The organism is Rhizobium sp. BK112, assembly GCF_014193215.1.
Taxonomy (GTDB): Bacteria; Pseudomonadota; Alphaproteobacteria; order Rhizobiales; family Rhizobiaceae; genus Rhizobium; species Rhizobium anhuiense.
The window spans coordinates 720,987-742,274 of the sequence record NZ_JACHYZ010000001.1 but is presented as its reverse complement, the minus strand read 5'-3'; the positions used below and the strand labels follow the sequence as shown (position 1 = coordinate 742,274).

Sequence of the window (21,288 nt, the reverse complement as noted above, 5' to 3'; positions counted from 1 at the left end):
ACCTTGAATCTGTCGCATGACTGACCGAGGTATGCTGTAGCCGAACCGCTCGAGTGCCCTGATGCCACGTACGAACCTGAACGATATCCTGATCTTCATGGCAGTCGTCGATGCCGGAAGCTTTATCGCCGGCGGCCAGGCCATGGGCCTCTCCCGTTCGGCGGCAGGAAAGGCCGTCATCCGCCTGGAAGACCGGCTTGGCGCGCGCCTGCTCAACCGTACGACGAGAACGCTGGGCCTGACCGATGAAGGCCGGATGTTTTACCAGCGCGGGCTGCAGATCCTCGCATCGGTCGACGAGGCGGAGGCGAGCGTGGCGGGGCAGAGCGGCACGCCGCAAGGCGTTCTCAGGCTCACCGTTCCCGATACCCTGGGGCGGCTCGTCGTGCTGCCCCTGCTTGAAAAATATCTTCGGGCCTGGCCCGACATCCAGGTCGAAGTGAGCTTCACCGATCGCCCGGCCGACATCGTCGAAGAAGGCTCCGATCTGGCGATCCGGATCGACGCGACGGCGTCGGATACCCGCCTGGTCTCGCGTGTGATCGCCACCTATAAGGCGCGGCTCTGCGCGTCGCCATCCTACCTGACTGAGCGCGGGGAACCGCGCAATATCGACGACCTCGCGGCCCACGATTGCCTGATCTTCGCCAGCCGCCATCAAAGGCAGGGCTGGCGCTTTCGCGGCGAAGGCGGCTCCTGGGTCAAGGCGCAGGGCCGCAGTCGCCTGAGGCTCGACAGCGGAGAGGCGATCCGCGACGCCGCGCTCGCGGGGCTGGGCATCGCGCTGCTTCCCGATTTTCTCGTCGCCGACGATCTTACCGCCGGTCGCCTCCGGCAGATCCTGCCCGACCTCGAAACCGACGACGCAAAAATCGTTACGCTCTATCCCGACAAACGCCTGCTGGAACCGCGTGTCCGCCGCTTCATCGATCTGATGGTCGAGGAGCTTGGGGGCCAGGTACGCGACCATGACGCTAGCTCTCGGTGAGAGGCTTGTCGAAGCCGCGGAAACTTTTCAGCGCCAGAGGAAAGAGGGTTGCGGCGAGATAGGCGAACCCGGTGAGCGAGAGCGCTGCGGCAAGGCCGATCATGCTGATCAGGGCGCCGCCGAAGAGGCCGCCGAACGGGATGAGGGCAAAGCAAAGGGCGGCGTTCATTGCGGTGACGCGGCCGATCAGCGGCTTGGGGATGCGCTCGAAGATCACCGCCGACAGGATCGGATTGAGGAAGCCCGAGGCAAATCCAGCGATTGCCAAAGTGAGAAAAATAATGGGGAGCGGCGCGTCCAGCGCAAGAACGAGAAAACGCGGAAATCCGGTCAGCAGGAAGGCCACCGTATAGATCATCAGGCGCGGCATCCGCTCGCCGATCGCAGCGGCAATCGCCGCGCCGGCGATCGAAGCGCCGGTGAAGGCCGCAAACATCGCCCCCAGCAATTCCGGGCCATGGCCCGAACTCTGCGTCCAGACGGGCAGCAGCACCGCCCCATAGGCCTGGTCCAGCAGATTGGTGGTCGCCACCATGATGACGATGCTGACGAGCACCGCATCGCCGCGCAGAAAGCACCAGCCTTCCCTGAGATCGCCGAGATAGGAGGACATTCCGCCCGGCCGAGCCTCGGGCGCGCCGCGCGGCGCGGGCATGCATTGCAGCCCGGGCATGCATTGCAGCCTGGGCATGCTTTTCAGCCCGGGGATGCCTACCCCCACAATCAGCGCGGCGGCGGCGAAGGTGACGGCATTGACGACCAGCGCCTGGCCCGGGCCGATCAGGCTGATCACCGCACCGGCACCGGCCGCACCCACTGTCGAGGCCAGCCGCTCGATGGCGCCAACGACACCGGTCACCCGCTCAAGCGGCACGGCCGCCAATTCGGCGATATCGGGCACCATCGCCTGCTTGGCGGCATCGGACGGACCGCGTAGCACACCCATGGCAAAAACGATCGGTAGCAGTACCGGCATACCAAGCAGCCCGAGCCGGTCGAGCAGCGGCACCAGCATCACCACGGCCACCGAGGCGGCGTCGCAGACGACAGCGATGCGCTTCGCGCCGACGCGGTCGATCAGCGGCCCACTGAGCGCCTTGGCAGCGACATAGGGCAGCATTTCCATCATCGCCGTCAGCCCCGTTAGAATCGGGTTGCCCGTAGCGACCAGCACCAGCCAGGGAATGGCGATGGTCGACAGCCGTGTGCCGGACAGCGAAAGCGTCTCGGCGGCGGCAAGCGCCAGGAAAGGCCCACCCCTTCTCATGACCCGCCATCCTCCTCGCTATGCGGGAGCCGGCCCGGATAGGGAAAGGCGTGTAGCATGATCGAGAAAGGCACCATGCCCGGAGCGGTCGCCTCGCCCAAAGGCGGAGCCACCCGCATTGCTTCGAGGATGATGTCGGTCAGCTGCCTGGTCAGGACCTCGGCCTGTTCCGCCGTCATCGGGATGATGACGTCGTTGGCAGCGCTCGCCTTGCGCCATTCCGCCGGCAGTTCGGCATACTCCTCCAGCGCCTGCTGCATCTGGCCGACCTGCAGGGAGAGTACCGCCTGGTTGAAGGCGAGGTCGAGGTCAAGCGCTTCGCCCTCGGCCTCGCTTGCCGGCACCGAGGTGAGTTCGTGGCTGGCGCGCCACCAGCGGTCGCGCCGCGAAGCATGCGGCGCTTCCTCGATGAAGCCGTATTGGGCGAGCTGGCGCAGGTGATAGCTGGTCGCGCCGCTGTTCAGCCCAAGCCGCGCTGCAAGCTGTGTCGCCGTGGCAGGCCCGTCGATCCGCAGCATGCCGAGCATGCGCAGCCGAACCGGATGCGCCAGCGCCTTCAAGGCGGTCGGATCCGGCACGACGCGACTGACGGTGCGCGGTGCGGTGACGGATTGAACAGGCTGTGGGCGCGGTTTTTTCATGCGCGAAGCCTACTATTGCAAAGACATCTTTGCAAAGCTTTCTTTGCAATAATAGATGCCTTGCGCGTGGCTCAATCCGTCGGCAGCGTGAACACCGCACAAGGGTCGGCAATGCCCCGCAAGGTATGCTCTCCCAGCGGCATCAGCGCGGTCGTCGTATTCGCTGCCACGGCACCCGAGATCAGCACGCTTCGGCCGAGCGGCTTGCACAGCCCCTCCAATCGACTGACCAGATTGACGGCGGGGCCGATGGCGGTGAAGTCCAGCCGGTCGGCCGCGCCGATATTGCCCCACAGGATCTCGCCGAAATGCAGCGCCGCGCCGAAGGGCAGCGGCGCCAGCCCCTGCGCCTGCCGCAGTTGGTCGAGATGGGCCATGCCCGCCCGGCTGGCGGCGACCGCGCGAAGGGCGGCCTCGCAGGCTTCGCGATCCCCTTGGGCTGCATCGCCTTCGCCCGACGCAACAGTGACCGGAAAGATCGCCAGCACGCCGTCGCCGATGAACTTCAGCACCTCGCCGCCGAAGGCATGCACTGCGCCGGCGACGCGGTCGAACCAGGCATCCAGCGCTGATATCATCACGTGAGGTTCGGTTACCTCGGAGAGCGCGGTGAAGTCGCGCAGATCGGCGCAGAGAAGCGCCGCGCGGATGGTCTCGCCGGTGCCGCGGGCAAGCGCGCCGGCCTGCACCCGGGCGGCACTGCGCCGGCCGAGATAGGCTTCGAGCAGCGCGGCCCGCGCCTCCCGCGCCGCCAAAGCGGCGAGCGGCGCTGCGGCAAAACGCGCGACCTCGCAGAGCAGGCTGGCTTCGGCCGGAGCGAATGCACCGCCCCCTGCCCCGTCGGCAATCCCTGCCCAGCCGAGTAGCGGGCTGTCCGATGCCTGTTTGTCCCGCGGCGGCCCGATCCTTGCCTCCCATACCGGCCCCAACCCGGCGAGCCACTCGCGCCCGGCCTCACTTTGCGGGGCCGCGGCGAAGGCCAATGCCTCGATGACGGCGCCGGTCTCGGCCCGCCACAGCCAGGTGCGCCGCGCGATGATCGGATGCGGCACCGAAAGCGTCAGCGCCCCGCCGGAAAGCGGCAGGCCATCGGCCAGCAACCGTCGCCCGAGCTCGGCCAGAAACCGTTCGGGACCAGGCGAGGCCCCGGCCTCGTCAACCAGCCAGGCAAGGGGAGACGGCAGATCCATCGCTCAACATCGCATGCCGACGTGGACGTCCGCAAGGATATCGCCGGGGTGATCGTGGAGACGTTTTTCAGCGACCCAGTCCGACGCCTGTAAAAGGCGTCGGCATCGCCTGTCGAAAACCGTCCAGCGCGGTGGAAAACAAAAAATAAACACTTTAAACTTGCGCGACTTTGATTCCATTATAGGATCGTTCGTCATCGTGTGATTGAGGGGTACGATGGGCACGATATTCTGGCCGAAAGATCCGCTGGATGGGGATGACATGACGCTGCTGACGTCGATCCTCCGGCGATGGTGCGAAAGATATCAGGTCGAGCTGACGGCGGAGGAGAGCAGCCGTAAGGCGAAGGAACTCGTCGAATGGTTCGAATTCGGCGTCAAGGATCCTGTCGAGCTTGAAGAACTGATCGACGGCAAGTACTGGCTCGTCAGCAGTATTTGACCATATCGGACAAATGCAGAGAACGCTGCCTGTCAGCGTCGGCGAAGCCGTTTCATCAGAAAAGGCCGGGCGAAAATCGCTCCGGCCTTCGTCCATCTCGATCTCATGCATGTCGCCCAAAAGTGCGCAGCGGTTTTGGGACAACGACATGCATAAATCAAAGACTTAAAGCGCGTCGCATGATTCCGGTTTGACGCGACGCGCTTTAAGCGAGACGTTTAGTCATCATCCCGCCAACGACGGTCGCGATCCCAGCGCCTCTCATGGCGCCAGCGCGGGCCATCCCAATCCCGGTGACGCCGCTCCCAGCCCCAGCGGGGCGGACCACCGTAGAAAGCGACCGGCGGCGGGCGGCGCCAGTTTCGCCGGCATTCGCCCCAGCGGGTCAGGTGCCAGCCGCGACCGCAGGCATAGTCGACCTTCGTCACATTGCTCTGCACATTGATTGTTCCAATCGGCATCGCCTCAGCTGTACCGATAGAGAGGCTGCCGGCAAGCAAGGCAGCCGCGATAGAAAGTGCCTTCATCGAGAACTCCATTTCAATCCAGCCGCAATCACTTTAGGAGCGCCAAATTGAACTGGAGATGAACTGCGCGTTCATGTTTGCGGGAGCAAAAGAAGCGCTTTCGGACAGCCGATCGCAGCGCCGGCCGGCAGTATTCCCCGATGCGGCAAACGCTTCCGGGCACCCTGCTGCCGGCGCAAAACCGTTCATGTCCTGCCGTAAAAAGGATCGGGACCCGGATCACGCCCGGCGGCAACATCGGTCAGCCGTCCGAGATAGTGGGCCCAGCCTTCCTCATGGCCGGCGCATTGGTCGGCGCTGGGCAGGCCGCTATGGGTGAGCCGCAGCAGCGTTCCGCCGCCCTGCTCGATGAGGTCGATCTCGACCAGGCTCGATCCCGGCGGCACCACTTCGCTGCCGTCCCAGCCGAAACTGTAGGCAAGGCGATGAACCGGTACCACCTCGCGAAACGAGCCGCGCGCAAAGCGGGCGCCGGTGACATTGACGAGATAGAGCCCGCCCGGTTGCGGCTCGACCTGCGCCTCCGTTCCCATCCAGCGCAGGATCTTCTCCGGATCGGTCATCAGCGCGAACACCGCAGCCGGCGGCGCCGCGATATGCGCCTCGCGGTGAACGACGAAAGATTCTGGCATCACTCCCTCCCATGGTGGCTGTCGCCTGCCCCGCCTCGGGCGAAGACGGCGTATCCTGTTCCGTCATGTTGTTCCGACGTGGATGTCCTCACCCGAGCATGTAGGCGCAAGCCCATCCTCAGCAAGAGGCATCGGCTGTTCGCCATCGACGGAGAAACGAAACCGCCACTTTGCGAGCCTTGATCCGCATCGACAGATTCATCGATCACGAAAGCATTTCCGACCTATTGCCAGCCCGCCGCCTTCCCCCTATTGTCGCCGCCGTTCTCAGGGCGGGGTGAAAGTCCCTACCGGCGGTATGCAGTTTCGATTGCGAGCCCGCGAGCGCCTTCTTAGGAAGGGTCAGCAGATCAGGTGAGATGCCTGAGCCGACGGTCATAGTCCGGATGAAAGAGAACGTACGTTCCTGCCGCCCTTGCGGCTGTCGGGAACGTTCGTGATCGCCTTGGGTGATGTGTCTGTTCGCCAAAGGAGATTACCATGACACCCACCCGCTACGCCTTCGTCAAAGCCAGCTGGCACGCCGACATCGTCGACCGCGCCCTTGATGGCTTCTATCAGCTCGTTCCGGCCGAGCAGGTCGATGTGTTCGATGTTCCCGGCGCATTCGAGATGCCGCTGCTGTCGCGCGATCTCGCCGCAACCGGGCGCTATGGCGCCGTCATTGCCGCCGCCTTCGTCGTCGACGGCGGCATTTACCGCCACGAATTCGTCGCGCAGGCCGTCGTCGATGGGCTGATGCGCGCCGGCATGGATACCGGCGTGCCGGTGCTGTCGGTTTCGCTGACGCCGCATCAGTATCAGGAAACCGAACACCACAAGCAGATCTACCGTGCGCACTTCATCGAAAAAGGGCGCGAGGCAGCAAAGGCAGCCCTGACGATCGGCAAAACCCGCGCAGCTCTCGCCGCGTAGTGGGATCCATCTTCCCGAACGCGGCTCGATGAGCCGCAACACAAGAGCGAAGACGGCGGGAACAAACCCGCCGCCTCACCGGATCGACTGACCTTGCCACCCCGCGGGTCGGAAACGACACGTCCGCGGATCGGAGCAACAGGCCTTGTGTCGCAGCGGAATCCGCCAATACCGGCCAAATCCGACAGAATAATTGATTCGACGGCCCGACCGCGCTGTGGTCCACTGACCGCTGACATGTATCGCCATTCTTAACGCATCCCAAACCCCATGGAGCTGAAGATGAGCAATGCACTGCGCAGCGAAACCCCCATGCAAACCCCAAAATCACAGCCTGTCGACACCAAGCTCGAGGTGGTCGTCATCCCCGTTTCCGATGTCGACCGCGCCAAACGTTTTTACGACGGCTTGGGTTGGCGGCTCGACGCCGACTTTGCAAATGACGCCGATTTCCGTGTGATCCAGTTTACCCCGCCCGGCTCCGGCTGCGCGATCATCTTCGGCAAGAATGTCACTGCCGCAGCCCCGGGTTCCGCCCAGGGACTCTACCTGGTCGTCTCCGATATCGAGGCTGCCCGTCGCGATCTGATCGCCCGCGGCGTCGAGGTCAGCGACGTGTTTCATGACGCTGCCGGCGTCTATGCCGGCAGGGACGAGCCCTATCTGTTCGGGCGGCTGCGCATCGCCGGCCGCGATCCCGAACATCGCAGCTACCGCTCCTTCGCCTCGTTCAAGGATCCGGACGGCAACGGCTGGCTGTTCCAGGAAGTCACCACGCGGCTGCCCGGACGCATCGACGCCGACGAAACGAAATTCACGACTTCCACCGAGCTTGCGGCAGCACTGCGCCGCGCGGCAACCGCCCACGGCGAACACGAGAAGCGAAACGGCGGCAAGCACGACGAAGGCTGGCCGGACTGGTACGCCGAATACATGGTCAGCGAACAGGCCGGCAAGCAGTTGCCGCTATAGGCACGGGCTCCAGCGTCATCGCAGACGGCAACATCGTTTGACAAGCGTCTCGGCACGCATCGCGCCGAGACGTTTTATCGTGTCTGCCTTCCTCGTAGCGGCTCTCGGTTCAGACACCCTCGCCGCCTCGTCAGCCGACCTCAGCCGCCATACCACATCCGCCGCAGCAGGTGATCGCCGCGGACGAGTTGGTGAAAGAGCGCAGCGCCGGCATGGAAGACCAGCAGGCCGACAAGCAGCAAGGCGCCTAACCCATGCGGGCCACGCGGCGGATAGGCAGTGAAATCAGGCAGCATGGCGCCGGGTGTCCCGAAGACGGCGGGGGCGGCACCGCTGAGGATCATCATCCCGATGCCGCTGGCGACCATGCCGAGAATGAAGACGTAAAAGGCGACGTGGACAAAGCGCGCGAGGCGCGCCTGCCAGCGAGGCGATGCCTTAACCGGCGCAGGCTTGCGATCGAAACGCCACCACCAGACAAGGCGAAGAGCCGTGAGAAGCAGGACGATGACCGCCACCGGAATGTGGAAGCGCAGCAGCCCAGCCTTGGTCACCGCGTCCACGGCGTTGGCGGCCCGGAAGCCGGAGCCGAGCAGCGCCAGGATCAGAACCGCGCTCAGCCAGTGGATCGAGACCGCTATTGCGCCATAGCGATCAGGCCTGCTCTTCAACATCTCCATTTCCTTCCAGTTTGCTGCGCAGCGCCTTCATGACGGCGTGCGTGGTTTTGAGATCCTCGACCTGAAGCCCTTCGGAGAGCATATCGACCCACGGCGCCTGCAGGTGCATGGCGGTTTCATATGCCTGTTTTCCCTTGTCCGTCAGCACGACGAGCTGTGCCCGCCGGTGATGCGGATTGGGCTGGAACGCCAGAAGCCCTTCCTTGTCCAGATCGTTGACGATGCGCTGGACGTTCTGGCGGTTGGCCCCCATGTCGCGCGCCAGCCACGCGACTGGCTGCGGCCGATCTGCCGTGGCCACAGTGCCGAGGACATGCCATCGGGCGCTCGTCAGACCGAGCCCCTCGACGAGCTTGTCGCCCGCGTTGATCATCCGGTTGTTGAGCCGGAAGAGATCCAGAATGAGGTCGGTCAAGGCTGTTCCAGCCGGGCTTCGCTGAGGTTTTTGCATTTGTCACCATGTACCTATATTGACATTATGGTGTCAAAGGAAATATGTATCCTTATCACCAGATTGACATCATGTAACCAATTCAGATGGAGCCGACCATGTCACTCATGCGTCCGATGGACCCCGCCTTCCCGATCGATCGTCAAATCGCGCTCGATGCTTCCGCGATCGTCCTCATCAATCTCTTCACGCTCGACAAGGCCGACGAGCAGGCCTTCCTTGAAGCCTGGCAGGCCGATGCGGCCTTCATGAAACGCCAGCCGGGCTTCATCTCGACCCAGCTTCACCGGGCTATCGGCGAAAGTCCTGCCTATCTCAACTATGCCGTCTGGGAATCGACCGCCGACTTCAGGGCGGCATTCTCGCATCCAGAGTTCAGGGCAAAGCTCTCCTCCTACCCGTCCTCGGCCGTTGCCTCCCCGCACCTCTTCCAGAAGGTCGCCGTGCCGGGCATCTGCGTCGCCTAGGAAGCCCGTTCCCTGAGAGCGGGCACATGGATCTTCGCGGTCCGGTCCCTCGACTCCGCGCCAGAAGGTCTCATTGAGATGTGGAAGACATCTGCGACATTATCCAATCGGAAAATGCGAGCATGGCTGCCGTTGGCGGCCTTGATTGAAGTCGGGTCAGCCAATAGCTCCCCAATGATATCGTCGTGGGAAAGGGTTGGTTTAGAGCCCCTGACGACAGGTGCCTGGAAAACATCGACGGCGGCGCCAGAGCGATTCCCAATCCTTGCAGCGCCGCCTCCGTCATGGCGACGGAAGAGTCGAAAACGATGCCTGCGTTGACCTGCGCCGCAGGAGGAACATCCGCTGCCGCGAACCAGGTGCTCCACTCGTCGGCCCTGTAACTGCGCAAAAGCGTCGCCTCGAGCAGGTCTGCGGGCGACCTTAAACGCTCCGCCAATTTGGGGGTGCAGAGTGGAGAGAGCGGAGCGTCGAACAGACGCGAGGCTTCCGTGCCGTGCCAGGAGCCGCTGCCAAAGCGAATGGCGAGATCCAGTCCTTCAGCGGCCATGTCGACGCGATTATTGTTTGTCGAAATGCGCACGTCGATGAAGGGATGACGCTGTTGAAAATCCGGAAGCCTTGGCAATAACCAGCCGACAGCAAAGGTTCCGACGACGCCCAAAAACAGCAATTCCCGAACCTGACCGGCTTCAATCCTGTCCAGCGTGATTGCCATTTGATCGAAGGAAGTGGTCAACGTCGGCAAAAGAGCTTCACCTTCTGCGGTGATTTTCAGGCCCCTTGGAAGGCGCTGGAAAAGGGCAACGCCCAATCGCTTCTCCAGGCTTTTGACCTGCTGGCTGACAGCGGCCTGGGTAACACAAAGCTCGATCGCGGCGCGGGTGAAGCTGAGATGTCTCGCCGAAGCTTCAAAGGCCCTCAAGCCATTCAAAGGAAGGAATTGCCGAACCATTTTAGCCCTAGATTTTCTTGTGTTTCCTCCGAGATATCATCGTTTGCCGCCACAAAACAGTGCCGCTAAATGCCATGCTCATGCGCCCTTTGGCGCTGAGAAAGCTGCTTCCAGAGGATGAAAAAATGAAGTGTGACTGGCTAGGAATTCTATCGGCCGCATTGGTCTCGACATGCGTTTCTACAAGTGGCTTTGCGGCCGACGAGATGAAGCTCAAAGCCATCTCGGACGCTGCGATCAAACCGGTCATGGACAAATACGGCATCCCCGGCATGGCCGTTGCCATCACCGTCGACGGCGAGAACCACATCTTCAATTACGGTGTCGTCTCGAAGGACACCGGCAGGCCGGTCACTGCGACCACCATGTTCGAACTGGGATCGATCAGCAAAACATTTACGGTGACCCTGACATCCTACGCGGAAGCGATCGGCCGACTTTCACTGTCGGATCAGGTCAGCAAATATCTTCCGTCGATGAAGGGAAAGCCTTTCGGCGAAGTCGCGCTGATGAATTTGGCCACGCATACGGCTGGTGGGTTTCCGCTGCAGGTTCCCGATGACATCAAAACCGAAAAACAACTGATCGACTATTTTAAAACCTGGCGCCCCTCATACGAGGCTGGGACCCATCGAACTTACGCCAATCCAAGCATTGGAATGCTTGGATATATAACGGCGAAAAGCATGGATGAGGGTTTCGTCGCTTTGATGGAAGGCAAATTGTTTCCCTCCCTTGGATTGAAAAGCACGTTCATCGATGTGCCGAAATCGCGAATGGCGGACTATGCCCAAGGCTACAAGCGGAGCGGCGATCCCGCCCGGATGACGTCGGCATCTCTTTCATCGGAAGCCTATGGTGTCAAATCGACAGCGAGCGACATGATCCGGTTCGTCGACGCGAACATGGGCCTGGTCAAGCTGGACGAGACATTCCAGCGGGCGATCACGAATACGCATCGGGAATACTTCGATGTCGGCGCGATGACCCAAGACCTTATTTGGGAGCAGTATTCCTATCCCACCACGCTGACGACGTTGATGGACAACAATTCCAGCGCGATGCTGAAGACCATTCCCGTCAAGCAACTGACGCCTGCAGCGGAGCCGCGCGACGATCAATGGATCAACAAAACCGGCTCGACGAATGGTTTCGGCGCCTATGTAGCCTTCATCCCGAAAGAGCGGATTGGCATCGTCATCCTGGCCAACAAAAACTATCCCAACGAGGATCGCGTCTCTGCCGCTTACCGAATACTGACTGATATAATTTCGGCGCCCTGACCCGGTAGAGCATGATGCCGAAAAGTGTGCGCGGTTTTCGGACGACATCCGGTTCTGGCATCAGCGGTCGAACATGTCCCGCCATTGCTTCTCACCGATCAGGCAGTCGGCACCCGTCTCGCCGCCGGCTGTTTTCTGCACCGTCGCCGGCGGGGAAAGGCCGCTGATCTCCAGCACCAACTTGCGGCGCACGGCAACGGCAAAATCCTCGATCTTGCGGACCGGCAGCACGAAGGCGCCGGGCCCGCCGATCACGCAGTCCGCATAATATTTGTCGAGCCCGTTGGGCGCATCGGAAGGTCGCAGCATGATGGCCAGGCCGTTGATGATCATGCCTGCTTCCACCGCCTTGTCGCGGGCGGGGCTGACGGGATTGCCCGAATTGTTCGGCCCGTCGCCGGAGACATCGATCACCTGTCGTCTGGACTGAAAGGGACTGGAAACGATCATGCTGGCGCCCTGGGCGATCGCGGTGGAGATCGATGTGCGCCGCTGCGTGGCAATCGGCCGGGCTTCGAGCTTGTCGGCAAAAGCGATCGCATCCTCTTCCGTCTCGATCACCTGCCAGTCGATCACCGAATCCTGGACGACATAACCGGCCCATTCGAAATAGCTGATGGCGATGCGGCCGGTCAGCCCGCCCTTCACCGCGTCGATGAATTCCTTGTGCTTGAGCGCTTCGACATAACCCTCGCGCTGGATGCCGATCTCCTCGAAATCCATCGACCGCGAGGTGTCGACGGCGAGCACCAGCGTCACGTCGACCTCGCTTCCCCCCGCCTGCGCGGCCGGGACGAGGCCGGAAAGACCCATAAGCACCGCAAGTGTCGTCAGCATTGGCAATCCAATCCCCGCACCATCCAGGCCAGCGAACTCTAACACAGCTTGGCCGACGCAGGATGCCCGGCCGTGCGCCCAGCTTCAATTTTCGGTGATGGAATCGAAAGCCGTCAATGCAAGGGAAGCCACAAGGGGCTCTTCCATGTTTTCAGCGCCTCGAGAAAGACCTGCAACCGGGAGGGCAGGAAGCGGCGCGTGGGATAGACGGCATGCACGAAAATTTCTTCGGACGACCAGTCCGGCAGCAGGCGGATAAGCTCGCCGCTTTTGATCTGCTCGTCGCAATAGGTCGAAGGCAACAACCCGATCCCGTGTCCGCGATAGGTGAAGGCGCTCACCGCATCGAAATCCCGGCTCGATACCGGCCCCGATACATGCACGTCGACCGATTTGCGCCCGCTGACGAGATGCCATTCCGCTTCGCCGTTGCGACCGTTCAGCAGAACGCACTGATGGTCCTTCAGGTCTTCGGGCTTTAAGGGAAGCACCCTGCCCTTCAGGTAGTCCGGCGCGGCGACCAGATAGCGTACGCTCTTCCCGAGCCGCTGCGCAACGATGGTCGAATCCTTGAGATCGCCGAAGCGGATGCCGAGATCAATGTTCTCCGCGATCAGATCAAGGAACAGGTTGGTGACGAAGAGATCGACCTGAATCTTCGGATATGTCTTCAGGAAGGCCGAGACGAATTCGTAGAAGGCCTCCTGTCCAAAAATGACGGGCACGGAGATCTTCAGCAGACCTTCAGGTTTTTTCTGGGTCTCGGTCAGCACCTCCTCGGCGTCGAGGAGATGGGCAAGCGGTTCACTGCACTGATCGAAATAGGCCCTTCCCTGCGCCGTGAGGCTCAGCTTGCGGGTCGTCCGCTGCAGCAGCGTCACGCCGAGTTGCTCCTCCAGCGACGTCACCTTCCTGCTGACGGTCGACACCGGCATGCCAAGTGAATGGGCCGCACGGCTGAAGCTGCCATACTGCGCCACCTTCACGAAAACGGCGATGTCATTCAGATCGACCATGCCGGGATTTTTGCATATGTGCAAAAGAGAATCCAGATATTTCCATCTAATCGAGTAATGGAGTTTTCGCCATATTCACCCTGCGAAAACAATCACAACCCGATGGAGGCGCATTCGCAGCAGCCCCATCTCGAGCGACCCCGCCTTCGCAAAGCCAAGGCCCGCGTTGCCCGAACCAGTTTATGGAGATCAGCATGACTACGGGAAAAACAGTCATCGTCACGGGCGCCTCCCAGGGTATCGGAGCCGGGCTCGTCAACGCCTTCATCGAGCGCGGTTACAATGTCGTTGCCACCTCGCGCCAGGTCAGCGCCTCAGAGGCGTTCCAAGCCTCCGACAAGCTGGCGCTCGTTGACGGCGACATCGGCGATGCCGAAACCGCAGCGCGGGTAGCAAGAACCGCAATCGACCGGTTCGGCTCGATCGACGGCCTCGTCAACAATGCCGGCATTTTCCTAGCCAAGCCGTTCGTCGATTTCACAATGGCCGACTTCAATAAATTGTCCTCGACCAATCTCGAAGGCTTCATCCACCTGACCCAACTGGTCGTCAGGCAGATGCTCGCGCAGAAAACCGGCGGCAGCGTCGTCAGCATCACCACGCCATTGACCGATCATCCGATCGCCGGCTTCTCCGCCTCGGTGTCGATGATGACCAAGGGCGGCATCAACGCCATCTCCAAGAACCTGGCGATGGAATATGCAAACGAGAAAATTCGCTTCAACATTGTGGCTCCCGGCGTGGTGGACACGCCGCTGCACAAGGACAATCCGAAGGATTTCCTGAAGACGTTGTCGCCGATAACAGGCATATCCAACGTCGAGGAGATCGTCGACGCTGTCATCTTCCTGACCGAAGCGCCGCGCGTAACCGGGGAGGTGCTGCACGTCGACGGCGGCGCACATCTGGGCAAATGGTAAACCATGCAAAAGCGCAGGCAGCCGGCGCGGAACGACGGCTGCAGGAACTCGGCATCACCCTTCCCCCGCCGCCGACGCCCTTCGGCGCCTATGTCGAAGCGACAAGGACCGGCAATCTGGTCTTCTTCAGCGGGATGCTGCCCGTCGTCGGTCATGAGCCCCGCTATATCGGCCGCGTCGGCGGTGCCCTGACGGTCGAAGACGGCAGGAAGGCGGCCGAAACGGCAACGCTGAGCGCGCTTGCGGCCGCCAGGGACTATCTGGGCTCGCTGGAAAGGGTCGCCAGAGTCGTCAAGCTCGGCGTCTACATCGCGACCGAAGGTGATTTCCGCGACCATCCGAAGGTGGCCGACGGAGCATCCGAAATGCTGCTTGCTGTCTTCGGCGAGGAAAAGCTCTCAGGCCGCGTCGTGCTCGGTGTCGCCAGCCTGCCCCTCGGCCTGCCGATCGAACTGGAGCTCGTCCTCGAAGTTGATGGCTGAAAGCAGCCGGGCATGTTGCGGCATGCCCGGCCAAAGCGTCCGCATCAGACTTGATGCGCTCACACCGCCACCAACAGCAGCACATAGGCGATCACACTCACCATCAGCCCGCGGAACGCGAAGGTAACGCAGCGGTATTTGCTGCGGGCGATGGCGGAGAGGATGTTGGCGTTTTCGAGATATTGGTCGAAAAGATAGCGTTCGTCTCGCCGCAGCGCCGCCTCGAAGAACAGATCGCGGTGGTTGTGCCATGCGCCCCAGAACAGCGAGGTCGAGCTGTCCAAACGGCGAGGCAGCACGACGAGGATCGCCGACAGGATGGAAAAGACCGAAGCGGCAGCAAGCAGGCCCGAGAACAACATGCTCCCTGGCGCCCCATTCGCGTAGCGAGCCGGGCTGAAGACTGCCCTCACCTCGCTAGAGCTCACCAGGAAGGCCAGCATGAAAGTAAAGATATAGGCAGCCTTCTGATCGGAGATCTTGATCTGATCATAGAATATATCATTGATTTTCTTGATGTGGTCGAAATAACCGGCGCCAATGTCACCTGTCGACGGTTCGCTTGGCATAAGTTCAGTTGCACTCTCGAATTCACTCACCTGAATACTCCACCCCAAAAGTGTTTCCCTGATATTACACTTCACAGCGAATTCAAGAACACGTGTGCAACGCGCTTGACTTTTCTTTTCTACATGGACAAAGGGGAAGTGGGGTTTGGGGTTGGGGTCATGCTGGGTCGCTGGAAAAACATCTGTCGCGCCGGGGTGGCGCTTACGCTTGTCGTGCCGGGCTTTTCCCCGGCGGCGGCCGACCCGGTGCAACGTGCAACACCGGTCGCCGGATCCGTCATCGCCCGCAAGACCGGCGAGGAGGTCCGCTTCATCGACGTGTCGAACTGGCGCGTCGTCGACATCCATCAGGATCTGCTGACTGGCGACGTGCTGCGCACCAATGCCAACGGCCAGCTCGCCATCGTCTTTTCCGATCACACCCAGGTTCGCCTCGGCCGCAATTCCTCGCTACAGGTCAAGAAGATGGCCGCAAGCGGCGACACGACGCTGGAGCTGCAATCAGGAACGATCTGGGCGCGCGCCGAGCGCGGCGGCCAAGGCCTGACGGTGGAAACGCCGGCGGCCGCAGCCGCCATCCGCGGCACCGATTGGACCATGACGGTCGAGGGCGACAAGACCTCGATGATCGTGCTCGAGGGCCGCGTCGCGCTCAGCAACCCACAGGGCAGCGTCGAAGTGAGCGAAGGTGAAGGCGCCGTCGCCACCATCGGTCAGGCGCCGCGCAAGCTCGTTATCGTCACGCCCGACGATCGCGAGCAGATGCTGTTTTACCTGAACCTGCGAGACGGCTTCGGCCTGATGCCGACCTCGCCGCTGCCGGCAGGCCGCATGGCCGACGAGCGCCGCCGGCTGCTGGCATTGCCGCCGGAGCGTCGCACAACCGAGGACTGGCTGGAGCTTGCCGAAGTGCAGAGCGCCTTCGACGGCCGGCAGGTCGCCGCAGAGACGCTTCAGCAGGTTCGGAGCCGCAAGCTGACGACCGCCCAGAAGGCGCGCGTCGACCTGATCGATGCCACGATCGCCGGCTCCGAAAAACGTTACGACGAAGCCGCAAGGCTGTTTGCGACGGCACTGCCGCATCTCGACGCCAACCGCCGGAACATGGCGCAGTATGGCGCTTACTTCGCCCGCTCGCTTGCCGATCCCGCCCATGTCGAAAAACCGCCGTCGGCTGCCGTCGGTCCCTATGGCGCGATCATGAAGGCCTACACCGCCGGCTTCCTAGAAAACCCGCGCGCCGCTCTCGATGTGATCAGCCAAGCAGAGAAGCGTTTTCCCGACGATCCCACCCTACCCGCAATCCGCGCCCAACTGGCGCAGCTGATCGATGACCGCGCCCAGATGCAGGAGGCCGTGAACCGCGCCCTCTCGCTCGATCCCAACCATCCGATCGCCCTTGCCGCGCGCGCCTCCTACAAGGCGAGCTATGAAAGCGATATCGACGGCGCCCTCGCCGATCTGAACCGCGCCATCGAGCTTGCGCCCGGGGCATCGGGATCGTTGAACTCGCTGGGCCTGCTGCAGAGCGCCCGCGATGCCAATGGCGAGGCCGAGGCGGCCTTCCTGAAGGCGATCGCGCTCGATCCGCAGGACCCGGTTCCCCACGGCAATCTTGCCATCCTGTACCTGGACCAATCCAGGATGAAGGATGCCAAGCGCGAGATCGACACAGCGCTCGCCGTCGATCCGTCCTACGACATCGCTCTCCTCGCCCGCGGCCGCTACTACCTGCAGACCGGCGAGCGCGACAAGGCGCTGGCGGACTTGCTGGCGGCCAGCACCGCCAATCCGGCGCATTCGCAGTCGCAGCTGATGCTTGCCGCCGCCCACTACGAAAAGGGCGACCGTCTCCCCTCCGAGCAAGCGGTCGACAATGCCGACAGGCTCGACAAGAACGATCCCGTCATCTCTTCCTTCCGCACTGCCGTCGATATCGACGATTACGACGCCGACGGCGCGATCCGCAACGCCCAGGAGTTTCTCCGCCGCTCAAGGGCGCGCGGCGGCGATTACAGCGCGCTCGGCGCCAACCAGGACGCCGGCTCGACCCTGAACAACGCCTTCCGCCTCCAGGGCCTGGACGCTTGGGGCCGCTATTATGGCGATGCGGTCTTCAGTCCCTTCGAAGGCAGCGGCTATACCGACCAGTCGATCAAGGGCAGCATCTTTCCCTTCAGCAATGCGACTGATTTCGGCGACGACAATATCAGCCAGTACCGCCTCAACACGTCGAGCTTCTCCTCGCTCTTCCAGGGCCTGCTGCTCGATCCGCATATGCTGTCGGGCCGTTCGCGCTCGGCCACGCTTCTGCGCACTCCTTTCATCGAAGGTTCGCTCGGCGGCGGCATCAACAGCGTCGACGGCCATACCAGACGCATCGGCGAGGCAGAAATCCAGGGCTTCTCCAACGAAACCATCCCGCTCAGCTTCTACGGCAACCTGAACTGGGAGGAGATCGCCCGCGACGGCGACTATACGGATTTCGGCGGCTTCTCCACCGACAACAAGATCCTCAGCGGCAACGGTTATCTCACAGCGACGATTACCCCGGATGACCGCGTCGTCGCCTACTTCAATGGCGCCAAACGCGATTTCGACCTCGACACATTGAGCAGCAATTCCCAGCTGTCGACCATTCTGAACGACGGCCTGTTCATTCCCCTGCTCGGCTTCCCTCTGGCACCCGACGAATTGCCGCTTTATCAGACCCGGCGCGACATCATCACGACGACCAATGCCGGCATCGGCTGGAGCCACACATTCGGCTATGAAAACGTGCTGAATGCAGCGCTGCTCTATTCCGGCACGCGAACGAAGACCACCGACGAACTAGCGTTCGATTGGGAGACGGTGCCGTTCCTTGGCGGTCCCGGCACCGATATCCGCCCTTTCGGACAGATCAGCCAGGACCAGAGCTCGAAGACCTATGTCGCCGCCCTCAACCACGATATCGGCGCGGGACCCATGACCTTCCGCTATGGCATCGAGGGCGGCTGGATCGATACCCACAACAGCAGCTTCCTCCACATCGAGGATATCGTTCCGGGCTTCCTCGACGGCACGACGCTCGGCCCCACGGAGGCCGACAACCGCGTCGACATTGCCCGCGCCTATCTCGACGTGCTGCACGAGATCACGCCTGATCTGAAGGGCGAATATGCGCTGTTCGGCACCCGCATGTCAGGCGACGGCGTCGATGTCAGCCGGCTGGAGCCGCGCTTCGGCCTTGCCTGGGCGCCCGTCCAGAACCATTGGCTGCGCGCCGCCTTCATGCGCCAGAGCGTCGACACCGGCGTTCCGACCCTTGCCCCGGTCGGCATCCTCGGCCTGCAGCCGAACCAGTTTTCGGTCGGCATCGAAGGTTATAGCGATACGGTGGCGCTGCAATGGGATGCAGAGTGGACCGACCGCTTCTTCACCTCGGTCGAATACCAGCACCAGGAACTGCATGATTTCTCGATCGATTTTCCGTTGATCTCGCTTCCGGCAGCCGACAGCCTGCCGCTGTCACGCGGCAGCATCGACCGCGCCGCCGTCACCGCCAACGTCGCCCTCGGCTATGGCTTCGGCCTGTCCGCCACCTATGCCTACATGGAGTCGGAGAACAAGGACCCGCTGGAGCCGAACTACGGCGGCTCGCTTCCATTCATTCCGAAAAATTCCGGCCAGATCGCCCTGACCTGGGTCAATGAGGCCAAGGTCAAGGCGACGGTGGCGGCCAACTATATCGGCGAACGCGACGGCGACGATCTCGGCACCAAGCTCGACGACTATTGGAGCCTCGACGCCCACCTGATCTGGGAACCCCTGGACAAGCGCATCGCGCTGGAGGCGGCCGCCTATAACCTGCTCGACGAGGATTTCGAGCTGACGCCCGGCGTACCCGGCTGGGGCCGCGCCTTCAAGGGCACGCTCAAAGTCCGCTTCTGATGCAGGCGCAGGACAAGCCTCGGCAGGTCGGACCCGCCAGCCGGCAAGCCGAAAGCCGTCATCTCAGGCTGCTGGTGCTGGCGCTTGCAACGCTGGTCGCCATCTCGCTCTTGTCGCGCCTGCCCGCCTGGTCGCTGCTCGAGCTCAGAAGCTTCGACTATCTCTCGACCGTCGACGATCCGCGCCCGCCACCCGGCGGACCCGTGATCGTCGCCATCGACGAGCCATCGCTTGCCGATATCAATGCGCAATGGCCCTGGCCGCGCAGCCTGCATGCCGAACTCGTCAGGCAGCTGCGCGCGGCCGGCGCCCGTGTCATCGGCCTCGACATCATCATGGCCGAACCGTCGAACCCCGACAATGATGCGGCAATCACCGAGGCCGTCGGCCCCGATGTCGTGCTCGCCGGCGATGAAACGCTGATCGAAACGCCGCAGGCCTCGCAGCTGATCCGCGCCACGCCGCTGCCGCAGCTGACCGAAGCGGGTGCGGTGACCGGCATCGCCTCCATCGATCTCAGCGGCGACGGCACGTTCCGGCGCATTCCAGGCTATGAGGACGGTTTTGCCGCCATGCTGATGAAGACGGCGTCGGGAGCAGCAAACATAGCCTTGCCCTCCGGCCGGCTCATCCAGTCCTTCGGCCCGGCCCGCTCCTATCCGACGGTCTCCTACTACCAGGCGCTCGACCCCGAGAATCTGCTGCCGCCGGGTTATTTCAAGGACCGCGTCGTGCTCGTCGGCCTCAGCCTGCAGAATGCACCTGCGATCGACAAGGGCGGCGTCGATGCCTTTGCCTCGCCCTATACCGTGCATACCGGCAAGCTCGTCTCCGGCGTCGAGATCCAGGCGACGATCTACGACAATATCCGCCGTGGCCTGTCGATCACGGAGGCTCGTCTGCCGCTGGTCGCCGCCTGCATTCTGATCTCGGTGCTGCTGGCCGCCGCCACCGTCTGGCGTTCGACGGGATGGCTGACGATCGTCGCCAGCGCCGCCGCACTCATCGCCTTCGCGGCAGCGAGTTTTGCCGGCATGCGCTTTGCCCATGTCTTCGTCTCGCCGCTCGGCCCAGTCGTCGCCTATGTCTCGGTCGCCTTCGGCCAGGCGGCCTTCGATTATGCCGAGGAGCGCCGCAACAAGCGGCAGATCATTCGCGCCTTCGCCCAATATATCTCGCCCGATCTGGTCCGCCGCCTGTCGAACGATCCCTCGCAGCTGAAGCTCGGCGGCGAGCGGCGCACGCTCTCGGTGCTGTTTTCCGATGTGCGGGGGTTCACCACCATCGCCGAGACGCTGAAGGACGATCCGGAGCAACTGACCGGCCTGATCAACCGGCTGCTGACGCCGCTCTCCGACGTGGTGATGGATCACGGCGGCACGATCGACAAATATATGGGCGATTGCATCATGGCCTTCTGGAACGCGCCACTCGACGATCCCGACCACGCGCTCCATGCGGTGCGCACCTCGCTTGCCATGCAGGCGGCGATATCGAGGCTGAACAGCCAGCTGGAGCGGGAGGCGGCGATACGCGGCGACAAGCCGCATGTGCTGAAGATGGGCGTCGGCATCAACACCGGTGAATGCATCGTCGGCAATATGGGCTCGACCCGCCGCTTCGACTACTCCTGCCTCGGCGACAGCGTCAACCTCGCCTCCCGCCTCGAAGGCGCCTCGAAGAATTATGGCGTCGCCCTGTTGCTCGGCGAGGAAACCGCCAGGCTGGTCGCCGATACCTACACCGTCGTCGAACTCGACCGCATCATCGTCAAGGGCCGCACCGTGCCCTCACCGGTCTATACCGTCGTGCACAAAGCCGATGCTGAAGCGCTTGCCGCCCACCAGGCTTTCATCGAGACGAAATATGCCGGCACACTTGCGCCAGCCGACCCCGCCTTCGACAGGCTGGCCGCTGATATCCCCGAGCTTGCCGCCTACTACGCGATCGTGCGGGATGCGCTGGTGGGCGATGGTGGGGAATGATGGCCACTTGTACGGCAGGCGATCAGTGACGGCTTTCGGCTCAACGCGACCCCGCTCGCGGCGCAATCTTCGGTGCACGAGATTTGCGGGAGACGATTACGTTCTTTCGCGCTATGAAGGGTGATCACCAGATCCC

General features: G+C 62.5%; 21 protein-coding genes and 1 riboswitch. Of the genes, 10 read left to right on the top strand and 11 right to left on the bottom strand.

Annotated elements, in window-relative coordinates; genetic code table 11:
• Positions 1–61 precede the first annotated feature (61 nt).
• Positions 62–988, top strand: coding sequence for a LysR family transcriptional regulator (locus tag FHT75_RS03535; RefSeq protein ID WP_063473340.1), 927 nt, complete (start codon positions 62–64; stop codon positions 986–988).
• On the opposite strand, the gene FHT75_RS03530 is transcribed toward FHT75_RS03535, so the two are convergent.
• The 3 genes from FHT75_RS03530 to FHT75_RS03520 all read right to left on the bottom strand — a co-directional run bounded on the left by FHT75_RS03530 (position 975) and on the right by FHT75_RS03520 (position 4,086).
• Positions 975–2,255, bottom strand: coding sequence for an MFS transporter (locus FHT75_RS03530; protein WP_097594227.1), 1,281 nt, complete (start codon positions 2,253–2,255; stop codon positions 975–977). The genes FHT75_RS03535 and FHT75_RS03530 overlap by 14 nt on opposite strands.
• A complete protein-coding gene (locus tag FHT75_RS03525; RefSeq protein ID WP_063473342.1) occupies positions 2,252–2,896 on the bottom strand; it encodes a winged helix-turn-helix domain-containing protein in 645 nt (214 codons plus the stop codon). Before FHT75_RS03525 ends, FHT75_RS03530 begins: the two co-directional genes overlap by 4 nt.
• Before the next feature lie 71 nt (positions 2,897–2,967).
• Positions 2,968–4,086, bottom strand: coding sequence for an adenylate/guanylate cyclase domain-containing protein (locus FHT75_RS03520; protein ID WP_047610688.1), 1,119 nt, complete (start codon positions 4,084–4,086; stop codon positions 2,968–2,970).
• Between the two features lie 217 nt (positions 4,087–4,303).
• Between FHT75_RS03520 and FHT75_RS03515 the strand changes: the two genes are divergently transcribed.
• Positions 4,304–4,528: a hypothetical protein gene (locus FHT75_RS03515; RefSeq protein WP_047610691.1), complete on the top strand. Its 225-nt coding sequence runs from the start codon at positions 4,304–4,306 to the stop codon at positions 4,526–4,528.
• Between the two features lie 218 nt (positions 4,529–4,746).
• Here FHT75_RS03515 and FHT75_RS03510 read toward each other — a convergent pair whose 3' ends face one another.
• Together FHT75_RS03510 and FHT75_RS03505 are read right to left on the bottom strand one after the other, a co-directional pair.
• Entirely contained in the window at positions 4,747–5,055 is a 309-nt protein-coding gene (locus FHT75_RS03510) for a GCG_CRPN prefix-to-repeats domain-containing protein (protein ID WP_018485640.1), read from the bottom strand.
• A gap of 185 nt (positions 5,056–5,240) precedes the next feature.
• Positions 5,241–5,687, bottom strand: coding sequence for an SRPBCC domain-containing protein (locus tag FHT75_RS03505; RefSeq protein WP_063474682.1), 447 nt, complete (start codon positions 5,685–5,687; stop codon positions 5,241–5,243).
• 259 nt (positions 5,688–5,946) lie between these two features.
• Positions 5,947–6,089: riboswitch (FMN riboswitch) on the top strand.
• Between the two features lie 78 nt (positions 6,090–6,167).
• On the opposite strand from FHT75_RS03505, the gene FHT75_RS03500 reads away from it, so the two are divergent.
• Positions 6,168–6,602, top strand: coding sequence for a 6,7-dimethyl-8-ribityllumazine synthase (locus FHT75_RS03500; protein ID WP_063474681.1), 435 nt, complete (start codon positions 6,168–6,170; stop codon positions 6,600–6,602).
• 282 nt (positions 6,603–6,884) lie between these two features.
• On the top strand, positions 6,885–7,574 hold the full coding sequence (locus FHT75_RS03495; RefSeq protein ID WP_063474706.1) for a VOC family protein: 690 nt from the start codon (positions 6,885–6,887) through the stop codon (positions 7,572–7,574).
• Positions 7,575–7,714: 140 nt separating this feature from the next.
• Here FHT75_RS03495 and FHT75_RS03490 read toward each other — a convergent pair whose 3' ends face one another.
• Entirely contained in the window at positions 7,715–8,248 is a 534-nt protein-coding gene (locus tag FHT75_RS03490) for a cytochrome b (protein WP_082849687.1), read from the bottom strand.
• Positions 8,229–8,705 (bottom strand): MarR family winged helix-turn-helix transcriptional regulator, encoded by a 477-nt coding sequence (locus FHT75_RS03485; protein WP_063474679.1) that lies wholly within the window; start codon positions 8,703–8,705, stop codon positions 8,229–8,231. Before FHT75_RS03485 ends, FHT75_RS03490 begins: the two co-directional genes overlap by 20 nt.
• Before the next feature lie 98 nt (positions 8,706–8,803).
• On the opposite strand from FHT75_RS03485, the gene FHT75_RS03480 reads away from it, so the two are divergent.
• Positions 8,804–9,172, top strand: a complete 369-nt coding sequence (locus tag FHT75_RS03480) for an antibiotic biosynthesis monooxygenase family protein (RefSeq protein ID WP_174824441.1) — start codon at positions 8,804–8,806, stop codon at positions 9,170–9,172.
• Between the two features lie 70 nt (positions 9,173–9,242).
• On the opposite strand, the gene FHT75_RS03475 is transcribed toward FHT75_RS03480, so the two are convergent.
• The gene (locus tag FHT75_RS03475; RefSeq protein ID WP_063474677.1) at positions 9,243–10,127 is read right to left on the bottom strand and encodes a LysR family transcriptional regulator; all 885 of its coding nucleotides are present in this window, start codon (positions 10,125–10,127) and stop codon (positions 9,243–9,245) included.
• 125 nt (positions 10,128–10,252) lie between these two features.
• Between FHT75_RS03475 and ampC the strand changes: the two genes are divergently transcribed.
• The gene (ampC, locus tag FHT75_RS03470; protein ID WP_063474676.1) at positions 10,253–11,410 is read left to right on the top strand and encodes a class C beta-lactamase; all 1,158 of its coding nucleotides are present in this window, start codon (positions 10,253–10,255) and stop codon (positions 11,408–11,410) included.
• Positions 11,411–11,470: 60 nt separating this feature from the next.
• Here ampC and FHT75_RS03465 read toward each other — a convergent pair whose 3' ends face one another.
• Positions 11,471–12,247, bottom strand: coding sequence for a DUF1194 domain-containing protein (locus tag FHT75_RS03465; protein ID WP_063474675.1), 777 nt, complete (start codon positions 12,245–12,247; stop codon positions 11,471–11,473).
• Positions 12,248–12,360: 113 nt separating this feature from the next.
• A complete protein-coding gene (locus tag FHT75_RS03460; protein ID WP_063474674.1) occupies positions 12,361–13,263 on the bottom strand; it encodes a LysR family transcriptional regulator in 903 nt (300 codons plus the stop codon).
• Between the two features lie 194 nt (positions 13,264–13,457).
• Between FHT75_RS03460 and FHT75_RS03455 the strand changes: the two genes are divergently transcribed.
• Both FHT75_RS03455 and FHT75_RS03450 read left to right on the top strand, forming a co-directional pair.
• Positions 13,458–14,183, top strand: coding sequence for an SDR family NAD(P)-dependent oxidoreductase (locus tag FHT75_RS03455; protein WP_047611738.1), 726 nt, complete (start codon positions 13,458–13,460; stop codon positions 14,181–14,183).
• Positions 14,177–14,665, top strand: coding sequence for a RidA family protein (locus FHT75_RS03450; protein ID WP_063474673.1), 489 nt, complete (start codon positions 14,177–14,179; stop codon positions 14,663–14,665). Before FHT75_RS03455 ends, FHT75_RS03450 begins: the two co-directional genes overlap by 7 nt.
• A 59-nt stretch (positions 14,666–14,724) precedes the next feature.
• On the opposite strand, the gene FHT75_RS03445 is transcribed toward FHT75_RS03450, so the two are convergent.
• Positions 14,725–15,264 (bottom strand): Pycsar system effector family protein, encoded by a 540-nt coding sequence (locus tag FHT75_RS03445; RefSeq protein WP_047610710.1) that lies wholly within the window; start codon positions 15,262–15,264, stop codon positions 14,725–14,727.
• A gap of 129 nt (positions 15,265–15,393) precedes the next feature.
• On the opposite strand from FHT75_RS03445, the gene FHT75_RS03440 reads away from it, so the two are divergent.
• Both FHT75_RS03440 and FHT75_RS03435 read left to right on the top strand, forming a co-directional pair.
• The gene (locus FHT75_RS03440; RefSeq protein ID WP_063474672.1) at positions 15,394–19,167 is read left to right on the top strand and encodes a FecR domain-containing protein; all 3,774 of its coding nucleotides are present in this window, start codon (positions 15,394–15,396) and stop codon (positions 19,165–19,167) included.
• Complete coding sequence (locus tag FHT75_RS03435) at positions 19,167–21,152, top strand: adenylate/guanylate cyclase domain-containing protein (protein WP_063474671.1); 1,986 nt, start codon at positions 19,167–19,169, stop codon at positions 21,150–21,152. Before FHT75_RS03440 ends, FHT75_RS03435 begins: the two co-directional genes overlap by 1 nt.
• The last annotated feature ends 136 nt before the right edge of the window (positions 21,153–21,288 follow it).